Source organism: Megasphaera cerevisiae DSM 20462 (genome assembly GCF_001045675.1).
Classification (GTDB): Bacteria; Bacillota; Negativicutes; order Veillonellales; family Megasphaeraceae; genus Megasphaera; species Megasphaera cerevisiae.
In genome coordinates this window covers 66,169-82,517 of the sequence record NZ_LEKT01000001.1, presented here as the reverse complement: position 1 = coordinate 82,517, position 16,349 = coordinate 66,169, and the positions used below count along the sequence as shown (strand labels likewise).

At 42.3% G+C, this 16,349-nt stretch carries 12 protein-coding genes and 1 riboswitch; of the genes, 2 read left to right on the top strand and 10 right to left on the bottom strand.

All coding sequences use genetic code 11. From position 1 onward, the window contains the following. Positions 1-2 precede the first annotated feature (2 nt). On the bottom strand, positions 3-1,547 hold the full coding sequence (locus AB840_RS00330) for a Ppx/GppA phosphatase family protein (RefSeq protein ID WP_048512899.1): 1,545 nt from the start codon (positions 1,545-1,547) through the stop codon (positions 3-5). A 201-nt stretch (positions 1,548-1,748) separates the two neighbouring features. Between AB840_RS00330 and AB840_RS00325 the strand changes: the two genes are divergently transcribed. Then, on the top strand, positions 1,749-3,281 hold the full coding sequence (locus AB840_RS00325) for a Ppx/GppA phosphatase family protein (protein ID WP_048512827.1): 1,533 nt from the start codon (positions 1,749-1,751) through the stop codon (positions 3,279-3,281). A gap of 132 nt (positions 3,282-3,413) precedes the next feature. Here the strand turns inward: AB840_RS00325 and thiC are convergent, their stop codons facing one another. Further along, positions 3,414-4,715, bottom strand: coding sequence for a phosphomethylpyrimidine synthase ThiC (gene thiC / locus AB840_RS00320; RefSeq protein WP_048512826.1), 1,302 nt, complete (start codon positions 4,713-4,715; stop codon positions 3,414-3,416). Between the two features lie 65 nt (positions 4,716-4,780). Next, positions 4,781-4,881, bottom strand: a riboswitch (TPP riboswitch). 291 nt (positions 4,882-5,172) lie between these two features. On the opposite strand from thiC, the gene AB840_RS00315 reads away from it, so the two are divergent. Beyond that, entirely contained in the window at positions 5,173-5,886 is a 714-nt protein-coding gene (locus AB840_RS00315; RefSeq protein ID WP_048512825.1) for an SIMPL domain-containing protein, read from the top strand. A gap of 57 nt (positions 5,887-5,943) precedes the next feature. On the opposite strand, the gene AB840_RS00310 is transcribed toward AB840_RS00315, so the two are convergent. The 8 genes from AB840_RS00310 to mrdA form a co-directional block, all read right to left on the bottom strand. Next, complete coding sequence (locus AB840_RS00310; RefSeq protein WP_048512824.1) at positions 5,944-7,218, bottom strand: lipase family protein; 1,275 nt, start codon at positions 7,216-7,218, stop codon at positions 5,944-5,946. Positions 7,219-7,232: 14 nt separating this feature from the next. Beyond that, positions 7,233-8,672 carry an Rne/Rng family ribonuclease gene (locus AB840_RS00305; RefSeq protein ID WP_048512823.1) on the bottom strand — a complete coding sequence of 480 codons (1,440 nt, stop codon included), beginning with the start codon at positions 8,670-8,672 and terminating at the stop codon, positions 7,233-7,235. A gap of 228 nt (positions 8,673-8,900) precedes the next feature. Continuing rightward, a complete protein-coding gene (locus AB840_RS00300) occupies positions 8,901-9,755 on the bottom strand; it encodes a pirin family protein (RefSeq protein WP_048512822.1) in 855 nt (284 codons plus the stop codon). Between the two features lie 22 nt (positions 9,756-9,777). Then, entirely contained in the window at positions 9,778-10,485 is a 708-nt protein-coding gene (locus AB840_RS00295; protein ID WP_048512821.1) for a TIGR03936 family radical SAM-associated protein, read from the bottom strand. Further along, entirely contained in the window at positions 10,460-12,349 is a 1,890-nt protein-coding gene (locus tag AB840_RS00290; RefSeq protein WP_048512820.1) for a TIGR03960 family B12-binding radical SAM protein, read from the bottom strand. Before AB840_RS00290 ends, AB840_RS00295 begins: the two co-directional genes overlap by 26 nt. Positions 12,350-12,367: 18 nt before the next feature. Beyond that, positions 12,368-13,468 carry a rod shape-determining protein RodA gene (rodA, locus tag AB840_RS00285; protein ID WP_048512819.1) on the bottom strand — a complete coding sequence of 367 codons (1,101 nt, stop codon included), beginning with the start codon at positions 13,466-13,468 and terminating at the stop codon, positions 12,368-12,370. 9 nt (positions 13,469-13,477) lie between these two features. After that, positions 13,478-14,458, bottom strand: coding sequence for an AAA family ATPase (locus tag AB840_RS00280; RefSeq protein ID WP_048512818.1), 981 nt, complete (start codon positions 14,456-14,458; stop codon positions 13,478-13,480). A gap of 26 nt (positions 14,459-14,484) precedes the next feature. After that, entirely contained in the window at positions 14,485-16,347 is a 1,863-nt protein-coding gene (gene mrdA, locus AB840_RS00275; protein ID WP_048512817.1) for a penicillin-binding protein 2, read from the bottom strand. Between the last annotated feature and the right edge of the window lie 2 nt (positions 16,348-16,349).

Below are 16,349 nucleotides of genomic sequence, written 5' to 3'. Positions count from 1 at the left end.
ACTTATCCCTTCCTCAACATAGGAGAAATACCGAAGACCTCGGCAAAATTGATAGCAGTCTTCATAAATGTCCAGCGTTCAAGGGTAATATCTAATTCTGACCGGTAATGAAGGATCAACATAGTATCGGTCAATTCGGCTTGAATTCGGCTTATTTTTCCTAAATGGCTTTTGTCGAGTGAATCGGCAAGCCGAAAAATGGCAATAAGTTTTGCTGTAATTACTTTCTGTTCCGGTGTCAGCTGGTTATATTTATCAGAAGATTCTTGTAAAATCCCTCCAAAAGCATAATAGGTAATATTAGCTAATATTTCTTTTTCTTCATCTGTTATCCCAAATAAATCCGTTTCTGTAATCAAATTATACGTGCATAAATTATGTTTGCGAATATTGATGAATTTCCCTGTTTCATGCAGAATAGATGCCAGTTTTAATAAATAACCGCATTGATAATTCAGACCGATTTTTTTATATACAGCATTAAATAAAATACTGCAGAATTCTTCCACGCGGGAAGAATGATTCGGATCGTACAAATATTTACCGGCCATACTTCGTGTTAGATCCAGCAAAAGGCCGCGTTGATGGTCCAAATAAGAATTGTGCGTTTGTTCAGCTACATAATACATCGAATACCCTTCTGTAAAGGTGGTACTCATCATGACAATCATATCTACATCGATAATGCGGAGCAATTCGTAATAAAGCAATATTGTCGGCATAATGACATTCGCTAAATTATTGGACAAATTAAAACGCTGCACGAGCTTCAACGGGGTTATTCCTTGAAAAGAATAGACAAAATGCCGGAATTCTTCTGGTTTAATAAGGCATATGCCGGCATCCTTTTTTTTGTTCATCAGGTTGCCGATTAAAGTAGCTGCCCGTCCGGACAACACAATATATTTAATATTATGCTCCTGTACACTGGCCCATAAAGGTGACAGCGTACCGTAAATATATTCCCGGACGGCAGTTGGAAAAGTAAGCTCGCTGCGCTGCCGGGGCGTAAAATTTTCTAAAATACGCAAGGAGCCGATGTGAACATTTTGCTGAAACAACAGCTTATCTGATTTCCAGCAGGTAAGGCCGACGCCGCCGGAGGTAATATCCAGCAGCAGGACCGCTTTATCAGCAAAATTAAAGGTGCCCCGCAATACGTGATAATAAAGGCCGAAAAATTTATAGTAAATTTCCTTTGCCATATGGACTACTTCAACGTGAAATCCCGTACGAATATAAATTTGATCAATTACATTCAGCAAATTATCGGCTTCCCGAATGGCTGTTGTTGAAAGAACCCGCACATCTCTGACATCATAATCACGCAGCAGCTGTCGAAATCCAGATAATATACGGCAAATTTCATTTAAAGATTGATAACTTACATGATGCCTTGTAAATACTTCTTCCCCATACTTTACTTCGTGAGATACGTTTTCAATGATTTCCATATCTTCCAATGATGAATAAGCAATAATTTTCATTGTCATATTAACAGTGCCAATATGAAGAATACCAAAAAGACGTTTTGTTTGACTGTCCATGATACGAATCCCCACTTTTCCTGACCATATTCTATAATGTGTCATAATTTCTCGTTTATTATATCTATTATACATGAAAGTAGGAGAATATCCCGCGTTTTTTTTGTATATTTTGCGTAAAAAATAAAACATGCAAAGGCCTTTATGTAGTATAATATATACGCACACACGATAAAAAGAAATAATGAAATGAGGTATACAATGGAAAATTTAGCCATTATCGACTTGGGTTCAAACTCGATCCGTTTTGTCGCGCTCCGGATTGCGGATAACCACTCGTATTCCCTTCAATATCAGGAAAAAGAATCGATTCGCCTGGGACAGGGTTTAAACCAGACCGGTATACTAAGTGAAGAAGGCATGCATCGTGCTCTGACGTGTCTCAATGTGTATAAGCACATTATGGAAGTGATGAAAATAGACATCTGCGTTGCTGTTGCTACGGCTGCGGTTCGTAATGCTGCTAACGGAAGTGAATTTTTGGAACGAATCAATGCAGAAACCGGGATAACAATGAAGATTATTACTGGTGAACGGGAAGCATATCTGGGTTACCTGGGGGTAATTAATACGATTGCTTTGAAGGATTGTCTGATTTTTGATTTGGGAGGAGCCAGTATTGAATTGACACTGGTCCGCGATGGGGAAAGCGTTCATTCTGTATCTATCCCAATCGGAGCGGTTACACTGACGGAAAAATTTAATATGCAGGGCAATATTGATGCGATTGTACTGCAGGACTGCCTGCGTTATGTCAAAAAGAAACTTTCTGACATAAAATGGCTCAGAGAAATAGATGTTCCTATTGTTGGTATTGGCGGCACGGCTCGTAACTTCGCAAAGATGGATCAGCGGGCTGAAAGTTATGAGTTTTCTAAAATTCATAACTATATTATTTCGTTGCATAGTTTTAACACATTGTATACACAAATTACGACTCGCACCAGTGCCAATCGAAAAAAAATTGCCGGCTTGTCCAGTGAGCGGGCAGATTTGATTGTCGCCGGTGCCGCTGTAATCAGAACAATATTTGATATTTCCGGAAGTCTATCTATGACCGTTAGCGGCTGCGGTCTTCGGGAAGGTTTATTTTTTGAATACTATGCCAAATATATGCATATGGATAAACCGCGGTTTGATGATATACTTGATTTTAGTATCAATAATTTTATAGGTACATTGGGCACTACTATTAACTGTACGCATTATGATCAGGTGACACGCATTACCGGCATGCTTTTTGATCAGCTCAAGGTACTGCATGGTTATGGCGGCAGAGAGCGTCTGCTTCTCATGACAGCGGCCCGTTTACATGATGTAGGAAAAATTATCAATTTTTATGATCATGCCCGCCATTCGGCTTTTATGATCGGCCATGCCCCGTTGTATGGATTGACGCATCGCGAGCAGATGATTGCCGGCTTTATTGCTGGTTTTCATCATGGTATCAGCCGTAAAACTTTGCGCGCATATCGGTATGCCAGTATGGCAACGGCAGGAGATTGGGATATGATTCGCAAGCTTTCTACCCTGCTCGCACTGGCAGAAGCATCTGATTTGACATATGAACAGATTGTAAAAGATATTCATATAACACTGGCAGAAAATGTCGTGGTTCTTGTCCTTACAACTATTCCGGGGGCTACCTATAATGCAGCGGACTATGAAATGAAACAGATTGTAAAGCAATTTAAAAAAGAATTTGGAGCCGCGCTTATTTTAGTTTGGAAATAGCTGGAAGAGTAATTGATCAAAAGTATCAATAATAAATAGCAAAAACAAAGCACGATTTTTCGCTTGACAAGGATGAAAAATCGTGCTTGTTTTATTTGACCAATATTAGTCAAATGCAGACAGTATAGCCCTTTAACGAATGGATACGTCTTCACCTGCAAGAATTTTCTTCATTGTCCGGGCCGGACACATTTTACCGCACATAGTGCAGGTGCCTTCACATTCCGGTTTGCTGGATTCATAATATCTCCGTGCTTTTTCAGGATCAATGGCTAATGAAATCATTGTATCAAAATCGACGTTTACACGGGCTTTGCTCATGGCGTCGTCCCAATCCTGGGCTCCGGGAATGCCTTTGGCGAGATCTGCTGCATGGGCAGCAATACGCGCCGCAATAATGCCTTCTTTTACATCATTGACATCCGGTAGTCGAAGATGTTCAGCCGGTGTAACATAGCATAAGAAATCAGCTCCGCATGAACCGGCGATAGCACCGCCGATGGCACTGGTAATGTGATCATACCCTGGAGCAATATCCGTAACCAAAGGCCCGAGCACATAAAAAGGAGCGTTGTGGCACAGGCGTTTTTCCAACTTCATATTGGCAGCAATTTCTGTCAGGACCATATGTCCCGGACCTTCTATCATGACCTGTACATTCCGACTCCAAGCACGTTTTGTCAACTCTCCCAGCGTGATCAGTTCTTCAATTTGTGCAGCATCTGTAGCGTCATGCGTACAGCCGGGACGGCAGGCATCTCCCAGACTTAACGTCACATCATAGGTTTCACAGATATCGAGAAGGCGGTCATAGTATTCATAAAAAGGATTTTCCTGATCATTCATTTCCATCCAAGCAAAAAGCAGTGAGCCGCCGCGGGATACAATATTGGTAAGACGTGGGTTTCGTTTAATACGACCCGCTGTTGCCCGATTCATGCCGGCATGAATTGTCATAAAATCAACACCGTCTTCGGCATGCTGTTCAACTACAGAAAAGAATTCATCTACTGTTATATCCTTTAAATCTTTATCCAACATACCGACTGCATCATACATGGGAACTGTCCCAATCATAGCAGTAGACATACCGACGAGCTTGCGGCGAAAATCACGCGTTTTTCCAAAATTGCTCAAATCCATGATGGCCTCAGCTTTCATGTCAATAGCATTTTGTACCTTCATTAATTCTTCTTCATGATTATTGTGTTCTGGAGAAACACCGAGATTTACATTTATCTTTGTACGGCAATTCAGTCCGACAGCTTCTGGCGACAGGCTGCTATGCTTTTTGTTTGCCGGAATGACGACCTTGCCGTCTGCAATCGATTGACGCAAGGCTTCAACCGGCATTTTTTCTTTTTCTGCAGCAAGACGCATTTGTGGGGTAATCAACCCTTTGCGTGCTGCATCCATTTGTGTTGTGTAATCCATAATTCCAAATCCTCCTAAACATAAATAAATCGGACAGACAAAAAAGCTCACCCCGTAGGTGAGCTTTTAAATCCATTCAGCTTTCCTACGCCGGTACAATCCGGATCAGGTTCAAGGGTAAATTCAAACAAATTTTCTCAGCCTTACGGCACCCCTAGCTCATATATCTTGATTTGTATTATAGTACACATATTGCCGGATTGCAATACGGAATATATCTTACTTTGTTTTTATTATAGCTTTAAATTGCATTAAAACAGTAATATATGCATGTGTTAAAATCGTAAAATAACAGGGATTTGCATTAGTTGTTATTTTATTATTATGTCTTCTTCTGTATAGAAATTATCACATTTTTTTATATATTTTTTCTTTACTGGATTCGAAAGATCACAAATGTTATAATAAATACATCTTTAAATTGATATTATGTTATGACATATAAGGAGGTCATACTATGAAACATTCATCTATGAAAGCATTCGCTGTAGCTGCATTGCTCGTATCATCAACTTTATTTTCGGCCCCCTCTCAGGCCGCAGGCTCAGAACCGTCTGTCATCAATGTGACTGGATATGCGCAGCAGGAAGTGGCACCAGATACCGCCTATGTAACTATTGGTATGGAAAGTACAGAATCAGATGCTCAGGCCGCACGTGTACAGAATAACCTTGTGATGAACCAGTTGTCGATCTCTCTTCAAAATATGGGACTCAGCAAGGATAATATAAAAACAACCGGCTTTTATATGTCCCCTAACTATGATTCCAAAGGCCGGGACATTGTATCCTATACTGTCAGCAACAATTTGCAGGTTAAAGTAACCGATCTTGATATGATTTCCCAGATTATTTCCAAAGCAGGGACCGTAGGAGCCAATAAAGTAAATGGCATTCGCTTTACAAACGAACGTTCTGAACAAATCAAGCAAAATCTGATAAAAGAAGCCATTATCAACGGTAAACGGACTGCGGAGACTGCTGCTGCAGCTGCAGGAGGGCAACTTGGCAAGGTCAAGGAAATCAATGTTTCCGGAGCATCTCCGGCATATGAACGGGCCTACAGCGGCATGACAATGCTTCGTGCCGCCAAGGCAGATACCAATACGCCTATAGAAGCGGGAACCAATACGCTAAGCGAAACAGTTTCTATGACCTTCTATTTGCAGTAAGCCGGTTTCAAAATAAGAATAAGGAGAAATGAATGAACGATTCATTTCTCCTTATTCTTATTTTCTGCTGCTCATAGCAGTAACATAAAGAACTGCCTCGATTGGCGTCATTTCCGTTGTATGAGTCATACACTGCCTGGAAGTTATAAAATTTCCCTGTACATCATAGATTTCTTCCTCTAAGGAAATGCAGAAATCATAGTTTGCATCACGCATGCGTTCACCTTTGTAGCGGCGAAGTAATACATAATCGCAATTTGCCTGACGGGCCCGGCGAATACCGTCGTCTAAAAGGACAGTCTCTGTCTTGCCGAATATTATGCCGCCTATATGATATCTCAAATAATCGTCTGCCGCCTGGATCATATAAAATTTATCTGATGCAATTGCATTATCTAATTCAAAGGTTGCTGGCATAACATACAGATTTGACGTGTGTTCAGGAATAATATCCATTGGTACCTTGTATCCAAGAAAAGCCTCGTAAGCTTTCTTTTTATCGTAGTAATTCCGCAGTGCTGCGTCAACATAAACAACCATATCATGATGAAACCGTTGTGTATTTTTATTCTGCTTCCATTGTGTTTTTTCATTAAATTGCTCATAAGTTCCATAAACTGCCTGCAATATGTTTTTTACCGGATCGCCCTGAATAACGATACGATCCAGCTGCAGAGATTTTTCATAGGCAGTATTAAAGGCACTGTTACCTACTGCAGGTGCGCCGAATGTAAGAACTTGAAGCTGATTGGGAAGAAGCCCGCTATCCAATAAACGCGCGCCTATCAGTACTGCAACGGCCCCACCCAGACTATGGCCTGTCAGAATAAGACTGTTGCTTTGGGATACTGTTGCCTGAAGCGCCTCCTGTATCGTTTTGTTTTCATAAGAATGGTTTAAAACCGTATTAGCGTATTTATTAAAGCCAGCGTGAACTAACGGAACGGCCTGGCTTCCCTGATCTTCCTCATGGAAAGGAATCGCGTGCATATTTAAATCAGATTTTACGTCCTGCATGGAAGAAGTACCGGATATGGCAACGATAGTTGTCTTTTTTCCTGCAGCATCTTGTTTGACTGCCAGCGTGAATTTGGCATCAGTCTGAGCATTTTTTTCTGTCATGGGTTTTATATCCCACCCATATTGGCGCAATTCATCCTGCGCTACGGTTCCGATCCGATCAGGATAAGAAGCCAAAGATATCCATGAACAGATATATTCTCTCTCACTCTGGCGAAATGCTTGCTCCGGTGAACTGGCAAAAGCCGATACCACAATAATAAGTAAAAAAACGAGGCAGCATGGCGCTGCCCTTTTTATGATACACTTCATATATGCTCCCTGCCCTACGACTCCGAATAAGATAAAATTGAAAATACCTCTCTATTAGGATGCTGTGTATTTTCAAAATGAAGAGTACGAGCCAATTCACGTTCCAATGCTTCCAGTTGTTTTTTTTCCTGTAAAATTTCCAGAACGTCCGCATGAGCGCTGATAAGTAAATCGCCTTTAATGTTGCGGGCCCGGACCATATGCCGGAGGCGTCGAATAATTTGAATCGCTACTGTTTCAGGAGAGTACAAATACCCGGAACCGCCACAGACGTCACAAGGGCTAAACTGCACCTGGTGGAGGCTCTGGCGAGACTTTTTACGTGTGATTTCTACCAGATTTAGTGCGGTCATTCCCAAAACACGAGTCTTTGTACAGTCAGAAGATATCTCCCTTTCCAAAATTTTCAAAATTTCATCCCGCTTTGTCGGTTGAGCCATATCGATGAAATCAATAAGAATAATTCCGCCGATATCTCGCAGACGGAGCTGTCGGGCTATTTCTACAGCAGCTTCTTTATTGACGTGAAATATAGTGTCCTGCAGCGTACTGTTTCCTGTATATTTACTGCTGTTCACATCAATGACAGTCAAGGCCTCTGCATGATCAAAAATCAAGTTACCCCCTGACGGCAGAGATACCTGACGTGACATAAGATGATGTAAATTGTTTTCTATTTGATAATATTCAAAAATTGGTTGTTCCTCTGCATAAAAAACAACACGCTCTTTCCAGCAGCTGTTGGTAAAAACCTGACAAATACGGTCATACGCATCCTTATCATCTACGATAACTTTTTGAATTTCTGATGTAAAATGGTCTCGTACCATGCGCATGACTAAATCAGCCTCACGATACAATAGTTTAGGTTTTTTAGCCAATTTATACCGCTGCTGAATACTATCCCAGGTTCTTAAAAGATATTGGATATCAGCGATAAGTTCTTTTTGATTTATATCCTTGGCAACGGTGCGGATAATAAGCCCCATTCCATCGGGCTTAACAGATGCGGCAATACTGCGCAGGCGGTTTCGTTCTTCTTCACTGCGAATTTTTTTGGAGACGCCGACATAATCGACTGTCGGCATAAGAACAGTGTAGCGTCCGGCTAAACTTACATTAGCGGTGACCTTTGAACCTTTGGTGCTTTGTTCTTCCTTTACGACTTGAACCAGAATACTTTGTCCAACCGAAATATGAGCCTGTTGAATTTCCTCTTTGGTGGCCGCTCTGGGGAAAATATCACCCATGTATAAAAAAGCATTTTTTTTTCGTCCAATATTAACAAAGGCGGCCTGTAAAGCAGGCAGAATATTTTGAATAACTCCCTTATAGATGTGATTAACAATATGTGTTTCGTCATTTCGTTCGACGGCGAAATCGCGGAGACGACCGTCTTCTATAACGGCAATACGCGTTTCCTCGGGGATGATATTTCCTATAATCGTTTTCATCTGTTACCCACACCTCTCACTTTCAATCTATTATGTATTGTAACATAATAGACCGACCCGTGCTATACCCTGACTCAGGCAGAATAATGTAACGTCCCGGCAGAAATGAAAAAAATACGTTATCAAATAAAATTCCCGTAATCCCTCGGTCATAGCCAGGGATTACGGGAATCTTTACAAACCAGCGGTTCATGTACAGGTCTAGCCGTATGTTTATTTTATAGTTTCTTATTTATAAAGCATTTTTTCCTTCAAAAAGGTACCGTTTCTTAGTTCTTCAAAAGCTTTTTGCAGTTCTTCCTGTGTATTCATGACAATCGGGCCGCCCCATGCTACAGATTCGTCAATGGCCTGAGAACTCATAAGCAAGACCTGCGCAGGGCAATCCCTGCTAGTGATGGTTACGGAATCACCGGCGGACAACTTTACAGCTGTTTTTTTCGCTATCTGTTCAGTTCCGACCATAATATCTCCAATCAGTGTAAACAGCATAACAGATCGATTTCTATCTGTTTTAATGGTACAAGAGGTATTCGGACGCATGTGGATATCATAGTAATCCAAGGGCAAGTATCTGCTTTTATACCCTTGGTGATTCTCATAAGATCCAGCCAACAAGCGAAGCGTTCCGCATTCTATAGGAATATCCTGAATATCGGCATTTTTTATGCTATGATACATAGGCGGCACCATTTTATCACTGGCCGGCAGATTAAGCCACAGCTGCACGCCTAACATTTTTTCTGCGGCTGGGATTTGCTCTTCATGAAGAATACCGGAACCCGCCGTCATCCATTGGACCTCGCCATCGGCAATAGCATCCTCGTTTTTCAAACTGTCTGTATGAATCATTTTTCCTTTATATACATAACTAATTGTTTCTATTCCGCGATGAGGATGCATGGGAAATCCGGCAGTATAATCGGCAGGATTTTTACTGTCGAAGGAATCCAGCATTAAAAAGGGATCATATGCTTTAACGGTATGATTGTCTAAAACACGCACCAAATGAACTCCGGCTCCGTCAACAGTAGGGGCCCCCTGTACCTTCGCTACTACAATACGTTCTGTATGATTTTTCATGTCACTGTTCGCTCCTTTCTAATTACACTTCAAACAAAGATCGATTTACCCCGTTTTCATGAATGTATATTCCGGTTCGGCGGGCTAGCATCATATCGGTATAAGCCGGCAATTTGAACTGTGTTTCTAATACCTGCCAGATTTGAGATGGCTTGACTGCCCCCTCCTTCGTCTGATAAATACCAACATGCAAAAATATCCTTCCCGTTTTTATATATCCGGTGATTGGTTCTATCACATGTTTCTTTATATCAATAACACGAACTTTATGTTTATCCTTAATCGAAATTTTTTCGTATGTCACCTCTGCCGCAGTGTTAAATGCAATCAAAGACTGTTCCAGCTGCGATGTAGTCGTTATACCATTTATAGGACCGGTCAATTCATAAATAGAATAATTTGCAACAGCCATCAATTTTGGTGCCTTGTCATCGACATATTTTCCATCCAGTGCGGCAAACCCTTTAGGAGATTGACTGTTCATCCGAGAAATGACGTTGGGTACCGGAATTTTTTCAGACAATTCCATATCCATATATTCAATGTCGGCAGAAACTCCTACTCCCAGCGCAGAGGCAAAACTAATTTTCATATGTGGATTAAATCCTTCAGAATAGCATACAGGAAGTGCTGCCCTAATGATAATATACCGTACTGTCCGGGCAAAATCAAGATGCGATAAAAATTGCAGAGCGCCATCTTTTTTAATAGCTAAACGCAGTCTTTCCATGATCACGGCCCTCCTTATTATCAATAATATGAACCCCCAGATTGGGGCATACGCCGCAGCCAGTACACTCCAAATGGCGACAATCATGAGTCAGTTCTGCTGCCGCCGCTTTTTTCCATTCCCGCTGCAGAAAAGATTTAGTGGCACCATCCGTCAGATGATCCCACGGAAGAGGTTCATCTATATCCCTCTGCCGGGCTGCATAATAATCAGGATTTATGCCCGCCTGCCGGAAAGCCTGCAGCCACATATCATAATGGAACATTTCGGTCCAGCCATCAAATTTACAGCCTAGCTTCCATGCTTCATACAAGACCGTCCCCATGCGGCGGTCACCACGAGCAAATGCTGCTTCTAACCGTCCGGTTTTGGCATCATGATAATGATATGAAATATGTTTATCTCGGATGAGGTTTTTTATATAAATCTGCTTACGTTCAATTTCTTCAATTGGGAGCTGTCCAAACCATTGAAAGGCCGTATGGGATTTAGGTACAAAGCTTGATACAGAAACAGTTACCTTTCCGTTATTTTTACCTGTAATATGCCGATACAGATTTAATACCTTATAAGCTAAATCAGCAATACCTGCCAAATCCGCATCTGTTTCTGTAGGAAGACCCATCATAAAATATAATTTCACAGTAGTCCAGCCGTTGCGGAAAGCATTTTCGCAGGCTGCCAGCAGGTTTTCTTCTGTTACGCCCTTGTTTATGACGTCACGCAGTCGCTGCGTCCCTGCCTCCGGCGCAAAGGTAAGGCCGCTTTTACGTACCTGCTGTACCTTTTTTGCAACATCGACAGAAAAGCTATCTACACGCAAAGAAGGCAGACTGACACTGACCTTTTGTCCCTTAAACTTTTCAATAAGCATATCGACAAGTTCTGGCAGACAGGAATAATCGGCAGAACTGAGACTCATAAGTGAAATTTCGTCATAACCGGAATTTTTGATAATATCTCCAGCCAATTGAACCAGGCGCTGTGGTGTTTTTTCACGAATAGGACGATACAGCATTCCGGCCTGACAAAAACGACAGCCGCGGCTGCAGCCACGAAATAATTCCAAAACTGCACGATTATGGATAATATTGATATTGGGAACGATCGGTTTGGTAGGAAAAAAAACATGTTCTTCATCTGCTATGACACATTTTTGGATATGTGTTCCTGCCTCGGGCTCTATTGGGATAAGCGACTTAAAGTTGCCATCTTCATCATATTCATCACGGTAAAAGGCGGGAACATAATTTCCCTGCTGTGCTGCCAGCGTCTTCAGAAGTTGTTTTTTCCCGCCGGGCTTTCCCTGCTCCTTCCATGCAATGATTGTATCTGCTAAAAGGCATACCGACTCCTCCGATTCTCCTAAAAAGAAAATATCAATATAATCAGCCAGTGGTTCGGCATTATAAGCACAAGGACCGCCGGCTGCGATAATCGGCATATCTTCATCTCTGTCTTTGGAAAACAGGGGAATACCTGATAAATCAAGCATATTTAATATATTGGTGAAACTCATTTCATATTGTAATGTAAATCCTACCATATCAAAATGGATGACCGGGGTCTTGGTTTCCAACGAAAAGAGCGGATAGCTTTCTTTTCTCATAATCTCCTCCATATCCGGCCAAGGTGCATACACACGTTCGGCGGCGATGTCCTTACGCTCATTCAGAAGGGAATACAGGATACGCAGCCCCAAATGACTCATCGCCACTTCGTACACATCAGGAAAACAATATGCAACAGTCAGCTTAACATCATCATGATTTTTGACTATGCTGTTCCATTCACCGCCTACATAGCGGGCAGGCTTACTGACCTTACTGAGTAAAATAGGATCTATCGAAACGGTACGAGACACGGCTAATCCTCCTAAAGGTTAAAATATCATTGTTTGCTGGCGCATATAAATACTGAGTAATATACCAAGCGCCATCATGTTTGTTGTCAGGGCACTAACACCATAACTCATAAATGGCAATGGAATACCTGTGACAGGCATGATTCCGCAGGTCATGCCTACGTTGACTAGTATCTGGAAGGACCACATAGATACTATGCCTGTCGCTAAAAGCCTCCCGAAATTATCCTTACATTCGCGGGCTATAATTAAAGCTCGGTATACTAAAATAAAATATAAGAATAAAAGGAATATACAACCCAGAAATCCCAGTTCCTCGCCAATGACGGAAAAAATAAAATCTGTATGGTTTTCCGGTAAAAAATTCAGCTGACTTTGCGTTCCTTCAAAAAGCCCTTTCCCAAAAAGCATTCCGGAACCGATGGCTATTTTAGATTGAATAATATGATAGCCGGCACCAAAGGGATCTGCATTAGGATTTAAAAAAACACTGATGCGGGCCTTTTGATAATCCTTGAGAAAATGCCAGCCTATTGGCGCCAAAATAACGCCGATAGCAAAGAAATTACGCAGCAGCGTCCCTTTAATGCGCGCAATAAAAAGCATTCCCAGTCCGATAGCTAAAAAGACAAGACTGGTTCCCAAGTCAGGCTGTTTCAAAACCAATAAAAAAGGAATCCCGATAAATAAACCGATGGGCAAAATACTTTTTATGGTATCTAGCTTGCCTACCTTATCCGATAATATACCCGCCAGGCAAACAATCATAATTAATTTAGAAAATTCGGACGGCTGCAGCGTGATTGGGCCCAGCTGAATCCAGCGCTGTGCCCCCAACGCTGAAGTACCGACAAACATGACGGCTGCCAGCATGAGCAGGTTTACAGTATATAAAGGTTTGGCAAAACGCTTCAATTTCATATAATCGTAACGGCTGAAGAACAAAACAATCATGAAATCAACTATAAAAGCAACGCCCTGCTTAGCTACAAAATCATAATTAATAACGCCCTTGTTAATATGGGTAGCGCTGCCAATAATACACAAGCTGATAAACACGATCAAGACGCATACAATGATCATGAACTTATCTAAATTTTTCCACTCTCTTTTTAACATACATAACTCCTATCGGCGATAATGACGCCAAGACATGGATTGCTGACGGCGCTGCCGCAAAGAAATCTGAGGCGGTATAGGTGTCTTCTCCCCAGTTTCTTCTTTATCTGGAAAACTGACACCGCGCAAGATAGCTGCAGCCTTCTGCAATTCTGCTGCAGCCAGGCCTTTCATGATGCCGTCAGATTGAAAATTATTCTGCGGCAGTTCAGGAGAATAACCTAAAAGAGAGGTTTCCTTTTCCGGAAGCAAGGTCAAAAGTCCGTCAATATGAGGGCTTTCTTTTGTTTCTATATATACCATAGTCTCTTCCATCGCCATAAAAAAAGGAATAGAGGCTGGAGCATGAATCAGAGTACCTTTTTGGGCGAATGCATGAATATCAGGATCATGCGGCAGTATTCCGGCAATAGTTTCAGGGCTCAGCAGCTGCAGCATTTCTTGTACAGATACATATCCTGGATCACGGCCATAAAAATTGTTGAATAAGACATCATAGTTAAATCGTTTGTGCTTATTGAAATACTGCATGACTCTGGCTGCGTCGCGCATAGAAGACCAAGTAGGCTCCACGACAAAAAATGTGCGATCCGCAATTACCGCGGCATCTTTAAAAGCCCTGCCGCGACCAGGCGGGCAATCAATAACAGTGTAATCATATTCTTTGGAAAGTGTTTCCAAAATATAATGATACGATGGTGCATCTATTTTTTCCCAGGTGTGCTTTTGACTGGCAGCTAAAAAATCAAGCCCTTCCACAATAGAAATAATGGCTTCTTCCGGGCGGCAGGATCCTTTTACAGCGTCTCCGATATCAAAAAGAACATCATCCTGCATACCGAACATTAGATCAAGATTGCGCAGCCCCATATCTGCATCAACGGCAAGAACCGTATGCCCGCGACGCTGCAGAGCAACGGCCAGAGAAGCTGTAATAAGAGTTTTTCCGACGCCGCCCTTACCAGATGCAACGGCGATAATGGTAGACATGATGATGACCTCCTCCTGAAAACACACTATTGCTTTTCTTTTTTAGTTTCTTGTGCAGAATCATTTTTATGTTTGTTTTTTGCATTAAGGCCGCCATCAGCATAAGTGCCTACATGGAAAAATTCTTCCAGCATAGATTTTACAATAGGACCGGCTGATGCGATACCATACCCGCCCTGTTCAACAAGCACGGCAATGACGATGCGTGGATGATCATACGGTGCATACGAAACAAACCAGCCATGATCGCGGCCGCTGAAATTTTCGGCTGTACCGGTCTTACCGGCAACCTGAATTGGAAAATCGGCAAAAAGTGAACCGGCTGTGCCTGATTCTTCAGCAACGTTACGCATACCTTCACGAATAAGGTCGAGCGTAGATTTGGATACAGACAGCGTTCCTATCTGCTCTGGTGCAAAAATCTTATATGGCGTGCCATCCAGATTATCAATGCGGCTCACCACAAACGGCCTGTATTGAATGCCGCCGTTGGCGACCTCACTGACGATCATGGCTGCCTGCAGCGGCGTAACCAGCTGAAAACCCTGTCCGATGGCTGAATTGAAGGTATCACCCAGATACCAGTCCTGATGAAAGACTTTCTGCTTGTATTCCTCACTGGCAACAAGTCCTGTAGCCTCGCCCCGCAAAGCAATGCCAGTCTTTTTTCCCATACCGAACATACGAGCATACTCAGCCAACTTATCAATGCCGACACGACGCCCCATTTCATAAAAGTAGACATTATCCGATTTTGCCAGCGCCTCAGTAAAGTTGATCCAGCCTAACGCTTCACCCCCGGCGTTACGCATATCAACCAGCCAGTGCCGCCCACTGTCAAAAATCATTTCATCGGGAGTAACCTTTTTTAATTCCAGCGCCGCAGCACCTGTAATCAGTTTAAAAGTAGAGCCTGGCGGATATTGTCCTGCAATAGCACGGTTTTCCATAGGATGGTTTGGATTATTATTGATTTGAGCCCATTCTTTTTCTGTAATGCCCCGCGTAAACCAATTTGGATTAAAAGCAGGCCGGCTGGCCATTGCTAAAACCGCACCTGTATTAGGATCAATTGCCACGGCAGCAATACCTTGTGTGCCAATGCCGTTAGCAACCTGCGCATCCATGGCTTTTTCCGCCGCTTCCTGTAAATTCAAATCAATCGTCAGATGCATATTATGACCGGCAATCGGATTTTTTCGTTCCATTTCTTTTACCGGACTGCCGGTGGCATCTACTTCAACCTGACGGCCGCCATCCTTGCCGCGAAGCAAATCATCATAATAGGACTCCAGTCCAGCCCGCCCTATCTGTGTAATATTAGATACACCCTCCTGCCCCTCGAGACGTTTCATATCCTCTTCATCAATTTGGCCGACATATCCGAAAACCTGTGCCGCCATTTCATTGTACGGATAATACCGAATAGGCTGCACATCAATAGATACTCCGGGAAGTTCATTGCGGCGCTCTTCAATTTTTGTAACGATATCCGGTGTTAAGTCATTAGCTAAAACCGTAGGCACATACGAGCTTTTGACCTTTTTCACTTTTTCGTACAGCTTATCATCAGGTACGTTGAGAAGGCCGGCCAATTCTTTTAATTCATTGTCCGACATGCCATTTTTCGTTGGCACATAGGTAGCCATAAAGCTGGGACGTGATCCCACTAGTATCTGTCCATTACGGTCATACATAATTCCACGCATAGCTGCAATAGGAATTGCGCGAAGGCGGTTGCCCTCTGCCAGCGTATGATAATATTCACCGGCAAAAAGCTGTAAATATACAAGCCGGCAAATTAAAACGGCAAAAATTCCGACAATAATCCAGTAGAGATAGCGGAAACGGCCATCCTGATTCTTTTTTTTCATCAATGCTTCAAGCATAT